Source organism: Marinobacter sp. ELB17, assembly GCF_000169375.1.
Classification (GTDB): domain Bacteria; phylum Pseudomonadota; class Gammaproteobacteria; order Pseudomonadales; family Oleiphilaceae; genus Marinobacter.
On the sequence record NZ_AAXY01000003.1, the window covers coordinates 219,073 to 234,078 of the forward strand.

The following is a 15,006-nucleotide window of genomic DNA, read 5'->3' on the forward strand; positions in this document are numbered from 1 at the left end:
TAACATCCGCTTCCCGATAGACGGCCCCTGACTGGTCATTCAGAGCCGCCACCGAATTCGACCGTATTTCGGACAACTGTTATGGATGAACTACACCAGCCACTGCCCGCTATCCGCCAGCCTTTCGCTACGCGGGTGCTGCTGGAATGGAAAACCCTGGCGGTACTTGGCGGGCCGATTCTGGTCGCGCAGGTTGCACAGATGGCAAACGGCGTGATTGACACCGTCATGGCCGGCCACGCCAGCGCTCAGGATCTGGCCGCCGTGGGTATTGGTTCCAGCTTATGGATGCCATTGTTCCTGTTTTTCTGGGGCGTTCTAAGCGCCCAGCAGCCGATCATTTCCGGCTATAAAGGCGCCAACAAACTGCGGCGAATTATGCCAACGGTCTGGCAAGGGCTTTATATTGCCGCCGCTGCGTCGGTGATCATGATTGTTTTGCTGACAAATGTGCACCCGGTGCTGACCCTGCTGAAACTGGAACCCGCCACCGCCGGCATTGCCCAAGGCTACCTGGATGCCTTCGCCTGGGGAATTCCCGCACTGCTGTTAATGGCCTCCCTGCGCGGGCTGACCGATGGCTTGGGCCATACTCGGGTGATTATGGTGTTTTCACTGATCAGCACCCTGTTCAACCTGCCGCTGAATTATCTGTTCATCTATGGCGGTTTGGGTATTCCCGCTATGGGGGGTGTCGGCTGCGGCTGGGCCACGTCACTGTCTAACGGTATCGCGGCGATCGGGCTGCTGGTTTACCTGAATCGCAGCCGGGTGTATCAGAATTTTCGTCTGCTGGCCTATGTCGCCCGCCCCAATCCGCGGGTGCTGCACTATGTGCTGCGGCTGGGTTTGCCCATTGGTTTTACCATCTTTGTTGAAGCCAGCATGTTTTCAGTGATCGCACTGTTTCTGGCGCCGTTAGGGCCAATAGTGGTGGCCGGGCACCAGATTGCGTTAAACGTGGTGTCTTTGTTATTTATGTTGCCGCTGAGCCTGGGCATGGCCATCACCTTGCGGGTGAGTTTTCTGGTAGGCGCGGGCTCGCCCGAGTCTGCGCGCCTGCTATCACGCAGTTCGATTATTTTGGCCGCCTTTATTTCGCTGTTGTTTGCGATTGTCCTGTTTGCATTCCGCGCGCCCATTGCCGCACTTTATTCCAGCGACCCCGAAGTGCAGGCAGTCAGCGTTACCCTGTTGATGTACGCCGCGTTCTTTCAGGTGGCGGATGTTATTCAGGTTACCTGCATCAGTGGCCTGCGAGGTTATAAAGACACACGCATTCCCATGATCATCATGCTGTTTTCATTCTGGGTGGTGGGTATGCCGCTAGGCTATACGCTGGCGTTTACCAGCGTTCTGGTGCCGGCAATGGGCGCCGCGGGCTTCTGGCTAGGGCTCACCGGCGGGCTGATCTCCGCCAGTATGCTAATGGGCTGGCGCCTGTTCGGCTACAACTGGGGCTGGGCCAGGCCCAAAGCTTCCGCGTGATGGTGCAGATGGTCGTCAATAAAAGATGCAATAAAAAAATAGCTGTGATCGTAGCCGGACTGCATACGCAGGGTTACCGGATGGTTAACGCTGTGGCAGGCCTGCACCAGCGCCTGCGGGTTCAGCTGCTCGGCCAGAAATTGGTCCGCAATGCCTTGGTCAATCAGTAACGGCAAGCGTTCCTGAGCATCCGCGATCAGCAGGGTGGCGTCCCACTGTTTCCACTTCTGCTGGTTGTCACCCAGATAGCCGGTAAAGGCTTTCTGGCCCCAGGGGCACTCTACCGGGTGAGCAACGGGTGCAAACGCGGATACCGACCGGTAAAGCCCGGGGTTTTTCAGCGCACATATCAACGCTCCGTGGCCGCCCATCGAATGGCCGCTGATGGATTTTTCAGCGCTGACGGGCAACTCGCTTTCTACCAGTTGGGGCAATTCCTTCACTACGTAATCGTACATCCGGTAGTGCGGCGCCCAAGGCTGCTCTGTGGCATTCACATAGAAACCTGCACCGCTGCCAAAGTCGTAGCTGTCGTCTTCCCCGGGCAAATTGACGCCCCGCGGGCTGGTATCCGGGCACACAATCGCCAGGCCAAGCTCAGCGGCCAGTTTCTGTGCACCAGCTTTTTGCATGAAATTTTCATCGTTGCAGGTCAGGCCCGACAGCCAGTACAACACGGGCACTTTACGGCCCGGCTCTGCCAGCGCCTGCGGCGGCAGGAAAACAGCAAATTCCATCTGGCATTCCAGCGTAGCGGCGGTGTGGCGATAACGGCGGTGCTCACCGCCAAAGCTGGCGTTGGTTGAAAGCAGTTCCATGGTGTCCTCGGCAGTGATGTGTTTGACCAAGCCTAACCCTCAGTCACCGGAGTTAGCAAACCTTGGTGTGCCCACGCTGCAACCTGCGTTAACAAGGTGTTCCAAGATGGCGCTACGGGTGACTATGCCTACCAGTTTACCCTGGTCAACAACCGGGTACACTTTCGGTTTGCCAGCGCCAAGTTTCTGGGCAAGGTCAACAATCGACGTGCCAGGTGAAATCGACAAGGGCTCACGGAACATAACATCGTCCACGATCGGGTCACCCTCACAGTGATAATTGCTCACCAGAAGCGCATGGATACAATCCTGCTCAGACACAAAACCAAGCAAACGCCGACTCGCATCGACCACCGGCAGCCCGGAAATATGATTCTCCAGCAGCGCCTTGACCACTTTGGTCAGGGGTGTCCCGCAGCGGATGGGCGCAATATGATTGGACATAACATCGGAAACTCTGAGTGCACACATGGGCAATTCCTCACATTTTTGCTTGACCCGGCCGGCATTGGCCAAACCTTCACCCTGTGCTGTAAACATAGGCAATATTCGCCGAATTCTCCAGCTTTCACCAAATGCGGGTTTACACAGGCCAATAACTGAGTAAGCTCAGTAAGTTATACCCCTTTCGGGTGAAATAAAAAAATCAAACCATGGCACATACACATCGAACCATGGCATATAAAAAAGGATTCTCATGGACGCTATTGAAAACGTGTTTAGTGCAATTAACGGGCTGGTCTGGGGACCACCTATGTTGATACTCATTCTTGGTGTGGGGCTGTTTTTAAGTCTCGGCCTGAAGCTGATGCCCATATTCAAGCTCGGAGCCGGTTTCCGCCTGATGTGGAACGGCCGCAGCGCCGCAGGTGCGGAGTCAGATGGTGAAATTCCGCCGTTTCAGGCTCTGATGACCGCCCTTTCAGCCACTGTCGGAACCGGTAACATCGCCGGCGTTGCCACCGCGGTTTTTCTCGGCGGCCCGGGGGCCCTGTTCTGGATGTGGCTGACAGCCCTGGTGGGCATGGCCACCAAGTACTCCGAAGCGGTGCTCGCGGTGCGCTTCCGCGAGGTCGATGAGCACGGCTCTTATGTCGGCGGGCCCATGTATTACATTCGTAACGGCCTTGGCAAAAAATGGGCCTGGATGGGCGTACTGTTTGCCATTTTCGCCGCTATTGCCGGTTTCGGCATCGGTAATACTGTACAGGCCAACTCGGTTGCAGACGTAATGGAAGCCACATTCGGCCTACCACACTGGATCAGCGGCGTTATCCTGATGGTTCTGGTGGGTATGGTTCTGATTGGCGGTATTCGCCGCATCGGGCAGGTAGCCAGTGCGCTCGTTCCTATTATGGCAGTGTCGTATCTGATCGCTGGCCTGGTTGTACTGGCCATTAATTTCGCCGAGATCCCCGCCGCATTTGCGCTGATCTTCGAGCATGCGTTCAGCCCCATCGCTGCAGAAGGCGGCTTTGCCGGTGCGGCAGTCTGGGCAGCCATCCGGTTCGGCGTTGCCAGGGGTGTCTTTTCCAACGAGGCCGGTTTAGGTTCTGCGCCTATCGCCCATGCGGCAGCGCAAACCAAGAACCCGATCAATCAGGGCATGATAGCCATGCTGGGCACCTTTATTGACACCATCATTATTTGTACGATCACTGGTCTGGTGATTATCACTTCCGGTGTATGGACATCCGGCGAATCCGGCGCGGCACTCACTTCCATGGCGTTCTCGCAGGCGCTTCCCGGCGTTGGCGATTATATTGTGGCCATAGCCCTGGCTGTTTTTGCCTTCACGACCCTTCTCGGCTGGTCATTCTACGGTGAGCGCAGCGTCGAATTCCTGTTCGGCGTAAAGGCTATAGTGCCTTATCGGATTGCCTGGGTCCTCGCCATCCCCGTTGGCGCAACCGTAAACCTGGGCCTGATCTGGCTGATAGCAGACACGCTGAATGCCATGATGGCACTGCCCAACCTGATTGCTCTTGCGTTACTCAGCCCGGTGGTGTTCAGACTGACCAAAGAGCATTTTGAGAAAGAAAAAACGGCAGGCCTCTGATATAACAGCCATTGCGGCTGAGTACCAGCAGACCCGTGCCGGATGAGGTGAATCTACTAACCCTTGCATTCCTGTCATCCGGCACCGCTCCATTTTTGTATATAATCAATAAACGGGCCCGACAGTTTACCTGCCGGAACCTCAAGCAACGCGATCAGATACTGCATCGAAGGAGAGCGAACATGAGTTTACGCCTTGGAGATACTGCACCGGATTTTGAACAAGACTCCAGTGAAGGCAAAATCAGTTTCCATAAATGGCTGGGCGACGGCTGGGGCGTGTTGTTTTCACACCCGGCAGACTTTACCCCAGTGTGCACCACCGAATTGGGCCTGACCGCCAAGCTGAAAGGCGAGTTTGCCAAGCGCAATGTGAAAGCCATGGCGTTGAGCGTTGACCCTGTTGACTCCCACCACGACTGGATCAAAGACATCAACGAAACCCAGGGTTGCGCCGTTAACTTTCCGATCATTGCTGACCACGACGGTAAAGTGGCTGAGCTATACGACATGATTCACCCCAACGCCAACAGCACACTGACCGTGCGCTCGCTGTTCGTGATTGATCCGAACAAGAAAGTGCGCTTGATCATCACTTACCCTGCCAGCACTGGCCGTAACTTCAACGAAGTACTGCGGGTTATCGACTCCCTGCAGCTAACCGATGAACACAAAGTGGCGACCCCGGGTAACTGGGAACGCGGCGGTGACGTGGTTATCGTGCCTTCGCTTCAAGACGAAGACGAAATCAAGCAGCGCTTCCCGAAAGCTACAAGCGGTAAGTCGTACTGCGTATGACTCCAGACCCGACCTCCCAACTGGTCTGACGATTAAATAGCGGCTGTTTGCCATTTCTATAAAATGCAAAAAAGGCCGGGGTGGTAAAGCAACCCGGCCCCTTTTTTTTATACATACACATCAGAATGCGTGTGCTCTTAAAAAACGGGGACGACCGCTCCCTGGTATTTCTCGTTGATAAAGTCTTTCACGTCTTCAGATGTCAGCGCGGCTGACAGCTTCTTCATCGCGTCGCTGTCTTTGTTGTCTGGGCGTGCCACCAAAATGTTGACGTAAGGTGAATCCGAACCTTCGATAATCAACGCGTCTTTGGTCGGGTTCAGACCAGCTTCCAGCGCGTAGTTGGTGTTGATCAGGGCAACATCTACCTGGTTCAGGATACGCGGCAGGGTAGCGGCCTCAAGTTCCTTGAATTCCAGGTTCTTCGGGTTGTCGGCAATATCACGCGGTGTCGCGGTGATTTTGCTGCCTTCCTTCAAGGTGATCAGTCCGGCTTTTTGCAGCAGCAAAAGGGCTCGGCCGCCGTTGGTGGGGTCGTTAGGAATGGCAACCACGCCGCCGTCTTTCAATTCGTCCAGGGATTTAATTTTGCTGGAGTAAGCGCCAAAAGGCTCAACGTGAACACCGGTAACGGTAACCAGGGTGGTGCCACGACCGGCGTTAAACTCGTCCAGGTACGGCTGGTGCTGAAAGAAGTTGGCGTCCATGGCCTTCTGATCGACCTGAACGTTGGGCTGGATGTAGTCGGTGAATACTTTTACGTCTAGCTCTACGCCCTGCTCGGCCAGCATCGGCTTAACGAATTCCAGAATTTCAGCGTGGGGGACCGGAGTCGCAGCAATGCTGAGTTCTTCGGCGCTGACAGCGGCAGAGAAAGTGGCCGCTGCAGCCAAGGCAATCAGTGTCTTTTTGAAGGTCATCGGTGTTCTCCTTGGGTGAATCTAAAGGTTATTAAAATCAGGAGTTTTATAATAAATCTAGGCAAATGTTTTTGATACTAACATCGGGTACTAAGGTTGTTCTTACCTGCACTTGCCACTGGATATTTGGTGCTAACGCCTAGAGCCGTTACTTACGACTGAAATGTATGACCAGACGGTCACCTAGCATTTGTAATAATTGTACGAAGATAACCAGCAATGCCACCGTAATAACCATCACATCCGTCTGGAACCGTTGATAACCAAAACGAATGGCCAGGTCGCCCAGGCCGCCGCCGCCGATCACGCCGGACATGGCGGCGTAGGACACCAGGGTAATTGCGGTGACGGTAACGCCGGCGATAATGCCCGGGAGCGCTTCCGGCAACAAGGCGCCGAAGACGATTTGCCGCACGTTGGCACCCATAGCTTGGGTGGCTTCGATAATGCCGCGGTCTACTTCCCGCAACGAGGTTTCTACCAGGCGGGCAAAGAAGGGTGCGCCGCCGGCGACCAATGGTGGTATCGCTCCCGCAACGCCCAGGGAGGTGCCTATCATCATCACGGTGAACGGAATCATCACAATCAACAGAATGATAAACGGCACCGAACGCAATACGTTCACTACAAACGACAGCACCGCGTAGGCTAAGGGCTGTTCCAGCAACTGGCGTTTACCAAACAAAAACAGCAACACGCCGATGGGCAGGCCAATCACCACACTGAACAGCAGCGACATGGCCACCATAATCAGGGTGTCCCAGCTGGCAATGCCGATTTCCACCCAGTCTACGTTGCTCAGTAAATCCTGCATCAGGGCTTCCATCAGTTCATCACCTCTACGTGCACATCTGCGGCTTCCAGCGCTGCCATGGCCACGGCCAGGTCGCCACCTACCAGCGCCAGGGTCAGCTGGCCGTAGGGCGTGTCTTTAATGTGGTCAATACGGCCGGAGATGATGCTGAAATCGACACCGGACTTGCGCGCCACGCTGCCCAGCAACGGGTCGTAGGTAGACTCGCCTTTGAAGGTCAGGCGCAGAATGCGGCCTTTGGCCTTTTTAAAATCCTGCTGCAGTTCCAGGCTATCGATATTTTCACTTTCGAAGACAAAGTCGCGAGTGGTGGGGTGTTGCGGGTGCAGGAACACATCGCTCACCGGCCCCATTTCCACCACGCGGCCTGCGTCCATCACCGCAACCCGGTCACACACCCGGCGCACTACGTCCATTTCGTGGGTAATCAGCACGATGGTCAGACCCAGCTCGCGGTTGATGTCGGCCAGCAGTTTCAACACCGATTGGGTCGTTTGCGGGTCCAGCGCGCTGGTGGCTTCGTCGCACAGCAAAATGGTGGGCCGGCAGGCCAGAGCTCGGGCTATGCCCACTCGCTGTTTTTGGCCTCCGGAGAGCTGGGATGGGAATTTAGTGGCGTGTTCAGACAGGCTAACCAGCTCCAACAATTCCGCAACCCGCTGCTGGATCTCGGTTTTTGAGTAGATGCAGGCCAGTTTCATGGGAAAAGCAATGTTCTCGTTCACCGTCTTCGATGACAGCAGGTTGAAGTGCTGGAAAATCATGCCAACGTTGCGGCGGAAAGCGCGCAGCTGGGAGGCGTTATAATGGGTAACGTCTTCGCCGTCGATCTTGATGCTGCCGCCGGTCGGGCGTTCCAGCAGGTTAATCAGCCGCACCAGGGTGGATTTACCAGCGCCGGAATGGCCGACAATGCCGAACACTTCGCCGGTTTCAATAGCAAAATTGGTGGGGTGCAGCGCAGGTATGGCCTTGCCCCCCACCTGGTAGGATTTCTCTATCTGGTCAAATACGATCACGGATCAGCCTTGTTGCGCCTTGGGCGTCAGTGTCTTGTCGGTGCAAATTTGGAAGGCCGCAATTATAGACTATTCGCTGATCAAACCCGAGTCCGCATTAACCGGCTGAGGTTCTCTATAAGAACTGGCTAAAGCTCTCGATCGGAACTGACCGAGGCTTTAGATAGCTACCGGCTGAGGCTCTGTGCCTGAGCAGGCTAACGCTCGTTTCGCTAAAACAGCGGCACTTAGTGCAAGGCCCGCAACTCACGAGGGTAGAGCGCGGCGCTTACCTCTGGCTCTTCCAGCAAATCTGAAAGTTGGCGGTCGGTGGCGGTTTCCTCGCCTTCGTTGGGCAGTGGGTCGAACAGGGTACTGAGCCACGCTGCAACCAAAGGCGCCTCATCGCGCTGGTAATCGGTAGACAGGGCTTTGATTTTACGGAAACCAATAATGCGCTGGTGCCGTGGATCACGGATTTGCTCGAAACCACGCCAGTAGATGTGGTCACGGGTGTGTAGTTGCACAAACAGGGTGTCAATGGGGCCATCCGCCTCATCTTCCGCACCCGCCTCGATGTCGTTCTCGCCATTGGGATCTGTGCCCGCAGCAGAATCGGTCGCCGGCCCTGACTTTTTGTTGCGGATGGTGGTCCAGGCCGGGTACAGCACCGCTACCGCGTCAGCTTCTACGTGCTCTCTCGCGGCGCGAAGAATCAGCCCCCAACGGGCCTTGTCGGCGTCGGTTTCCAGAGATTGAATGGGTAAATCGTAGCTGTGTTCGCTGGCCAGCACTATGGCCATCATCGGGGCATCTAACTCTCCCATGGCTTCCGCCTGGGCGACCGATACCAGTTCTTCGATTGCCATCGGTTGGTTCATAATACTCTAGCCTCCTCGATGCCATCAGAATAAAACAGGGAGAACCGCACTCCCTGTTTATCAGCATAGCCTGTTACAACATGGAAAGATAAACGTGAGGGCGATAACAGCAGATCACAAGCCCCGGTAAAACAATGAATCTGCTTTCAACAGGCATCACTTTTGCTATTGTGAGCCCTCATCCATACCTGTAACAACGTTGGCCGGCCAACGGGTCAACATTCAAACACTCAATGTTCGAAGCCGCCTTTATGACGCCTATTCTTTTCCCCGTAACCCGGCTGTTACAAGCTGCCTTGCTGGCAACCCTGCCATGGTTTTTCAGCGGCGCCGCGGCTAGCCCCGGCAAGGCCGACGCCTGGACCGATGTGGTGCGCGCTGCCCCGTATTGGTCCAGCCAGGGCGTCTATCGCAACGTGCTCACTATTCGCAGCTGGGTGTTGAACGAGGCCAGCTACTGCACCAACCAGAACCGTCACATTTTTTACGATATGCGCGGCCAGTTTTTAGGCTGGAGTGAAGACGCTGACACCGTCGAAGCCAACCAACAGCAGCTCAACAACACCCGTCAGGACATGTTCAAGGATGGCCGCAGCAGCGCCTGGGCCGCCGGCGCGGCGGATGTGACCGGGTATCCATTTGCACTGGCCTGCGACCAACCTCACGTTGACCTTCCCGGCTCTATTGCCCGCTACCTTGGCCAAAAAGAGGAAGATCGCCTGTGGGGCGCGTGGGATGACATCAAGGTAGGCGGCCAGGGCGATTCAGTGTCGCTGCATAAAACGCTGATGGCCGTGTACAAAAAGCGCAATAAACAGCAACGTTTAAGTGAACTCCCGCCGGCGTTACCGCGCTATTTAGCCGGGCAATTACTGATCGAAAGCGGCGGCCAAACCCGAGCCCATTCAACGGCCAACGCCCGCGGCATCATGCAATTGTCGCCTGCAGCGCTGTCGGACTGCCGTATTCCACCAGAGAATTACTGGCACAGGCTGGCACAGATGGACTGCGCTCTGCAGTTGAGCAATCAGAATGCGCGTAATTTGCGCCCGGCATTTACCGACCGCTTCGGTGAGTTGCCCGCGCAAAAACGCGATGAACTGTTCAGTTTATTGCTGGTTCAGGCCTACCACGGCGGTGCGGGCCGAGTGAAAAGCCTGCTACAAAATGAGCTGCTGAGCCGGCCTGCGGAATACTTTGCGCGCCACCAGGCCCGCTATTCAGCGGGGGATATCGCGTTCGGAATGATTTTCCACAACTTGGGGCGGGATCGTTTTGGCCTGTCGTCACTGTATTACGTGGCTGATGTACAGCTGGCCACGGAGGCCCTGTGTGAAAGCCGAGAGCTGAAAAACTCCGAGTTCTGTCAATGGAAATAACGCTGCTGCCAGATGGCTTGACCGCAAGTGTCGCTCTGCTGCTGTTACTGGCCTCGGTGCTTGGCTCGATGATCAGCGCCAGTCTGGGTGCCGGTGGCGGCCTGTTACTGATCGTTATTATGGCCAGCTGGATGCCCCCAGCCGCCATTATCCCGGTGCACGGGCTGGTGCAGTTGGGCTCGAACTGTGGCCGAGCCGCACTGACCTGGCGCCATATTGACTGGAAAGTGATTGCTGCCTTTGCTCCCGGCGTCGTGCTTGGAGCCGGCCTGGGAGCATGGTTACTGGTGGATTTACCCGTTCAAATCTGGCAGCTGACCATCGCACTGTTTGTTCTGTTTTTGTGTTGGGGACCAAAGCTGCCAAAAGCCGCCATCGGCGCTTCAGGAATTGTTATAGCTTCGGCGTTTACCAGTTTTATCAGCCTGTTTGTCGGGGCCAGCGGGCCACTGGTCGCAGTGTTTATCAAACAGATTCACTGCGACCGCTTTAGCACCATCGCCACGTTTTCAACCGCTATGGCTCTGCAACACGCACCGAAAGCCCTTGTTTTCGGACTGACCGGGTTTATGTTGAGTGACTGGCTGGTGTTGATCGTGACAATGATTGGCTGCGGCTTTATCGGCACTTGGCTTGGCCTGCGCCTGTTGAAAGCTTTCAGCGATCAGCACTTTGGCTTGGTGCTGAATCTGCTACTGACAGCCTTGGCTCTGCGTCTGCTTTGGCAGGCCGCTGCCGCAGGCGCTTGGTGGTAAATGATATCCGCAGGTTTTAGGCGCCTGACACCAAAACCACAACCACCTGATTACGGCCGCGGCCTTTGGCCAGGTATGAGCCCTCGTCAGCACGGGCCATAATGGCTTTTGTGCTGGTGTCAGTGGGGTTGATCTGGGCAAGGCCAATACTGGCGGTTACGCTGTAGTCTTCGCCTTCGTGTTCAACGATCAGGGCTTCGATCCCTGCGCGAATCCGCTCCGCCAGAGCCTCGGCGCGTTCCATATTGCAGCTGGGCAGAAGTATTCCAAACTCGTCCCCGCCCAGGCGCGCAACGGTGTCAGACTGGTGAACTGTCTGCCGTAGCAAATCAGCCAGGCGGTGCAGAAGCTTGTCACCGGTGAGGTGCCCGCCTTTGTCGTTCACCGGTTTGAAGTAATCAAGATCAATCAGCAACATCACGGTGGCCACCTTATTCTGGCCAGCTTCTGCCAACGCTTTGTCCAATCCCTGGCCAAAGGCGCGGCGGTTAAAAAGCTGGGTCAATGGATCGTGGGACGCTTCCCAGGACAGCCGTTCGTTTTCCTGGCGACGCGCGCTATCGTCGCGCAATACAAATACTAGGCGCTCCTGGGACTTATCGTTGCGAACCTTTAGCATGGTTAGGTCGATATCAAACTCGCCGCCGGTGTGATTGCACAAAATCGCGTAAAGATTATCGATTCTCTGGCTGGCCCGGAATTTCTCTAAGGTATAGTTGCAATCGTCATTATTGATCGACACAAGATCAAAGAAATTGGCCGGTTTAATGATTTCACGTATTCCCAAAAGTTGCAGTGCGGCGTTATTGGCGTAACGGACGGCGCCGGCGTTATCAACCATCAGCACGCCCTCTTGCAGCACACCAATAATACTCTGCGCTGCTCTTCCTCCAGGGCGCTGGCCACGGCCAACTCTTGAGTAATATCCCGCATAGCGGTAATCGTACCCAGGGTGCGCTCGTCGGTTTCGATCACCGCCGACATCATGTCAATCCACAGACCATCTTGCCCGTCAAACGCCTCCAGACGCACCCGGCCATGAAACGTTTTTCTCTCATAGATATCACTCTGCCAGCCGGTAATTAACGTCTTCCGGTCGCTATTTTGCAGGTAACCCATTATCGGCGTGTCAATTAGCTCTGCGGCCGGACGGCCAAGAATCACCTCCAACGCAGGGTTGGCAAACTCAATGCGGCCAAGTACGTCGGTTTGGGCAATGCCAATCGGTGCGCTTTCGGTCAGCGAACGGTAAAAAGCCTCGCGTTCTACCAACGACAGCATCGCGCTCTCACGCTCGATCATCAACGTATTGAATGTAGTGGCTACGCGCTGAATTTCGATGCTGCCGGGAATGGCAACCGGCTGCGAGCGTAAGCCCAGGTGGCGATCCTGTACCTGCTCACCCAGCAGTTTCAACGGGCGCATCAGCATGCGAAAACGCCAACCGGCAATGGGTACCAGCACCAATAAAATCAACAACAGCGTCCAGGCCAGCCCACTGCCCATGCGGCCAATCGGCCAATCGGCGCAAAAGCTTCCTTCGCAGGCCAAACCGCGGCTACAAACCAAGGGGCCTGATCCAGTTGCCGCACCGACATAATGGTTACGTCGCCATCGCCGTTGTCGGTTTTTGCGGTTCCCTCGAATCCATCCATGGCTTGTATCAGTATCGGATTCTCCGATCGCAGGGGCACCATAAACTGCCCGATACGCCCGTTTACCAACGTTGTACCACTGCGGGTAGCAATGCCAATATAACCGGTTTGCGCAAAGCGGATGTTTCCGAATTTCTTCAGAATATGTTCGCCCTCAAGCAGCATAACGCCGCCAATCATCCCGATAAAACGCTGATCATGGTTGAACACCGGCGCACCAATCATAACGGCAGGTTTACCCTCGTAAGAAGATATGTAAGGCTCGCTGATGATCGGCGTCATCAGCGTGGATATGCGTTCAAAATACTCGCGGGTGCTGAGATCCAGCCCCTTGGGCAGGCCAGGGGGCTGGGTTTCCGCCTGCAGAAAGCCGTCAGCATCGAGAATGAACAAGCCATCGAACAGGTAAGACAACGCGGCCTGGCGCGCCAATAACAACTCAGCCCGGTCACGAAACACCCGTTCGGTCATGGTCAGGTTTGTTGCCAAGTGGCTGACAATACTCAGGCGCATGGACAATTTATCGTCCAGTTCGTAGGACACTAAAGCGGCGATGGACTCAACCTGTTCCTCTGCCTGCTGCTCCAGTTCCCGCTGGCTCAGCAGCCCACCCACCAGCATGACCGTCAGCGAAACCACTAGAATCACGACAACGACCAAAGCGGTCGCACGGTCCACCAGACTGCTTAACCAGCGTTTAATCAACACGGTGATATTTTGCACATTTTTGAATGACCGGCACTCATGACCCCATGATCACAGCGTGTTTGTACACGGCACTCAGTTTAACAGACCCGTACACCCACAAAATACATGGAATACTCTTATAACCGCACAGCAGCCCGCGCGTGGCGGCAATACTCATTACACGCTGGCAACAACTTGCCTGGGCCGCAATAACTGGCCCGGACCGCGGGCAGCTCTTCGCCCTGAATATCTTTTGAACCTAACAAAAAACTATAAGCCACTGATATTAAATGACATTAACAATCTGGCACAAGGTTTGACTAGAATGCTGGGTCCACGTTAGGACAGCAGGAATGCCAACCTTTAAACACGTCACGGAGCAGACAATGCCAACTCCTTGTTATATCAATATCGAAGGCCAAACCCAGGGCCACATCACTGCCGGTGCTTTCACCGCCGATTCTGTCGGCAATATTTATGTAGAAGGCCACGAAGATGAAATTCTGGTGCAGGCATTCAGCCACATCGTTACTGTACCTACCGACCCCCAATCCGGCCAACCCTCCGGCCAGCGAGTGCACAAACCGTTCAAGTTCACCTCGGCCCTGAATAAAGCCACACCGCTGATGTACAACGCTCTGGCGTCTGGTGAGATGTTGCCAAAAGTGGAACTGAAGTGGTACCGGACCTCGGTAGAGGGCAAACAAGAGCACTTCTTCTCAACCATTCTGGAAGACGCCACCATCATTGACATCAGCTGCAATATGCCCCATTGCCAAGACACCACCAGCTCAGACTTCACCCAGCTGGTTACCGTGTCGCTGTCATACCGCAAAGTCACCTGGGAGCACGGCGTGGCCGGCACTTCCGGCGCTGACGACTGGCGCACGCCGATCGAAGCCTAGTCCGGCTTTGTAAGTCGCTAATGCCCTGCAGCGAATAACATGCAGCCGCTGCAAGGCACTGGCAAACTGGCCATTGCCCTCATAATCTTGTAAAACTTGCTGTGAATTCATTGCAACGCGCTGCCACTCGTAATGACGACATCTATTTCACAGTATCAGGCCATAAACCTTGGCCGACTTATGTGCCAGGCTACCGACCAAATTTTGTGGCAACCCGCTGCTGGCTGGATTAATGCTCAAGGCAAGGCAAAGTCACTGCTATGCCGTGTGGGGTCCGGGCAGGCTACCTATCACCGTTACGACACCCGCAGCCATACGCATGTCATCAACTACGGACAACGCATGATTTTGGCCAAATACCAGCCGGAAACCGCCGTTGGCTGGTTGTCGGCGCGGGAAATTCGAAAAAGGGGTTATTTTGACGGTGAGGTAAGCCCGCTTAATCTGCTGGCCCATACCTGTTGCCACGAGTTTGCCCATCTGCTGCAACAGGTAGCAGGTCAGCGCCACTTTGGTTCAGTGCACAATCGCCATTTTTACGACATTCTGGACCAGCTGCATAATAGCGGCGCAGCCCAGGGTGCCCGAGTATTTTTACAGGAGAAGGCGAGCGAGCGCGAGCTAAGCCTGCCTGCGCAGCCATTCTCGCCAATCCACGCCGAAGCCGAGGTGTCGCAGCGCCAGTGGCAGGTAGGTGAATGTGTGAGTTTTGGCGTAGGGCAGCGCCAGCGGCAGGGCATTATTATCAGGGTGAATCGCAAGACCTGCACAGTGAAGGGCACTGGTGTCAGCCGCGGGCTGCTCTACCGGGTACCCAAGGTTATGCTGAACGCTCGTTAAAGGACGGCAG

Annotated in this window: 15 protein-coding genes and 1 pseudogene; 7 read left to right on the top strand and 9 right to left on the bottom strand. The window is 55.3% G+C overall.

The genetic code is table 11. The annotated features are described in order from the left end of the window. The first annotated feature begins 81 nt into the window (after nucleotides 1–81). Nucleotides 82–1,488, top strand: coding sequence for an MATE family efflux transporter (locus MELB17_RS05640; RefSeq protein ID WP_007349184.1), 1,407 nt, complete (start codon nucleotides 82–84; stop codon nucleotides 1,486–1,488). Here MELB17_RS05640 and fghA read toward each other — a convergent pair. Beyond that, nucleotides 1,449–2,306, bottom strand: coding sequence for an S-formylglutathione hydrolase (gene fghA, locus MELB17_RS05645; protein ID WP_036183779.1), 858 nt, complete (start codon nucleotides 2,304–2,306; stop codon nucleotides 1,449–1,451). The two genes, MELB17_RS05640 and fghA, sit on opposite strands and share 40 nt — an antisense overlap. 39 nt (nucleotides 2,307–2,345) lie before the next feature. Next, nucleotides 2,346–2,777, bottom strand: a complete 432-nt coding sequence (locus MELB17_RS05650) for a CBS domain-containing protein (RefSeq protein ID WP_036183782.1) — start codon at nucleotides 2,775–2,777, stop codon at nucleotides 2,346–2,348. A gap of 226 nt (nucleotides 2,778–3,003) precedes the next feature. Here MELB17_RS05650 and MELB17_RS05655 point away from each other — a divergent pair, with 226 nt between their 5' ends. Both MELB17_RS05655 and MELB17_RS05660 read left to right on the top strand, forming a co-directional pair. Continuing rightward, nucleotides 3,004–4,365: an alanine/glycine:cation symporter family protein gene (locus MELB17_RS05655; protein ID WP_007349187.1), complete on the top strand. Its 1,362-nt coding sequence runs from the start codon at nucleotides 3,004–3,006 to the stop codon at nucleotides 4,363–4,365. Between the two features lie 182 nt (nucleotides 4,366–4,547). Next, a pseudogene (locus tag MELB17_RS05660) lies at nucleotides 4,548–5,191 on the top strand (peroxiredoxin). A gap of 108 nt (nucleotides 5,192–5,299) precedes the next feature. Here the strand turns inward: MELB17_RS05660 and MELB17_RS05665 are convergent. The 4 genes from MELB17_RS05665 to MELB17_RS05680 form a co-directional block, all read right to left on the bottom strand. Next, nucleotides 5,300–6,082: a MetQ/NlpA family ABC transporter substrate-binding protein gene (locus MELB17_RS05665; protein WP_007349190.1), complete on the bottom strand. Its 783-nt coding sequence runs from the start codon at nucleotides 6,080–6,082 to the stop codon at nucleotides 5,300–5,302. A gap of 148 nt (nucleotides 6,083–6,230) precedes the next feature. Then, entirely contained in the window at nucleotides 6,231–6,908 is a 678-nt protein-coding gene (locus tag MELB17_RS05670) for a methionine ABC transporter permease (RefSeq protein WP_007349191.1), read from the bottom strand. Further along, a complete protein-coding gene (locus tag MELB17_RS05675; protein ID WP_007349192.1) occupies nucleotides 6,908–7,915 on the bottom strand; it encodes a methionine ABC transporter ATP-binding protein in 1,008 nt (335 codons plus the stop codon). Before MELB17_RS05675 ends, MELB17_RS05670 begins: the two co-directional genes overlap by 1 nt. 227 nt (nucleotides 7,916–8,142) lie before the next feature. After that, the gene (locus tag MELB17_RS05680; RefSeq protein WP_007349193.1) at nucleotides 8,143–8,775 is read right to left on the bottom strand and encodes a hypothetical protein; all 633 of its coding nucleotides are present in this window, start codon (nucleotides 8,773–8,775) and stop codon (nucleotides 8,143–8,145) included. A 233-nt stretch (nucleotides 8,776–9,008) separates the two neighbouring features. Between MELB17_RS05680 and MELB17_RS05685 the strand changes: the two genes are divergently transcribed. Continuing rightward, nucleotides 9,009–10,154: a hypothetical protein gene (locus MELB17_RS05685; RefSeq protein WP_007349194.1), complete on the top strand. Its 1,146-nt coding sequence runs from the start codon at nucleotides 9,009–9,011 to the stop codon at nucleotides 10,152–10,154. Continuing rightward, nucleotides 10,145–10,909 carry a sulfite exporter TauE/SafE family protein gene (locus MELB17_RS05690; RefSeq protein ID WP_007349195.1) on the top strand — a complete coding sequence of 255 codons (765 nt, stop codon included), beginning with the start codon at nucleotides 10,145–10,147 and terminating at the stop codon, nucleotides 10,907–10,909. The genes MELB17_RS05685 and MELB17_RS05690 overlap by 10 nt, the downstream gene beginning before the upstream one ends. A 16-nt stretch (nucleotides 10,910–10,925) precedes the next feature. Here the strand turns inward: MELB17_RS05690 and MELB17_RS25395 are convergent, their stop codons facing one another. From MELB17_RS25395 to MELB17_RS25405, 3 genes are read right to left on the bottom strand one after another with little or no spacing between them, the layout of a single operon-like run. After that, on the bottom strand, nucleotides 10,926–11,750 hold the full coding sequence (locus MELB17_RS25395; protein WP_007349196.1) for a GGDEF domain-containing protein: 825 nt from the start codon (nucleotides 11,748–11,750) through the stop codon (nucleotides 10,926–10,928). After that, nucleotides 11,750–12,415, bottom strand: a complete 666-nt coding sequence (locus MELB17_RS25400) for a PAS domain-containing protein (RefSeq protein WP_007349197.1) — start codon at nucleotides 12,413–12,415, stop codon at nucleotides 11,750–11,752. Before MELB17_RS25400 ends, MELB17_RS25395 begins: the two co-directional genes overlap by 1 nt. Then, nucleotides 12,382–13,287, bottom strand: a complete 906-nt coding sequence (locus MELB17_RS25405; RefSeq protein WP_007349198.1) for a cache domain-containing protein — start codon at nucleotides 13,285–13,287, stop codon at nucleotides 12,382–12,384. Before MELB17_RS25405 ends, MELB17_RS25400 begins: the two co-directional genes overlap by 34 nt. Before the next feature lie 350 nt (nucleotides 13,288–13,637). Between MELB17_RS25405 and MELB17_RS05700 the strand changes: the two genes are divergently transcribed. Together MELB17_RS05700 and MELB17_RS05705 are read left to right on the top strand one after the other, a co-directional pair. Continuing rightward, nucleotides 13,638–14,156, top strand: a complete 519-nt coding sequence (locus MELB17_RS05700) for an Hcp family type VI secretion system effector (RefSeq protein ID WP_007349199.1) — start codon at nucleotides 13,638–13,640, stop codon at nucleotides 14,154–14,156. Nucleotides 14,157–14,288: 132 nt separating this feature from the next. Next, on the top strand, nucleotides 14,289–14,996 hold the full coding sequence (locus MELB17_RS05705) for a hypothetical protein (RefSeq protein WP_198136451.1): 708 nt from the start codon (nucleotides 14,289–14,291) through the stop codon (nucleotides 14,994–14,996). Nucleotides 14,997–15,006: the final 10 nt, after the last annotated feature.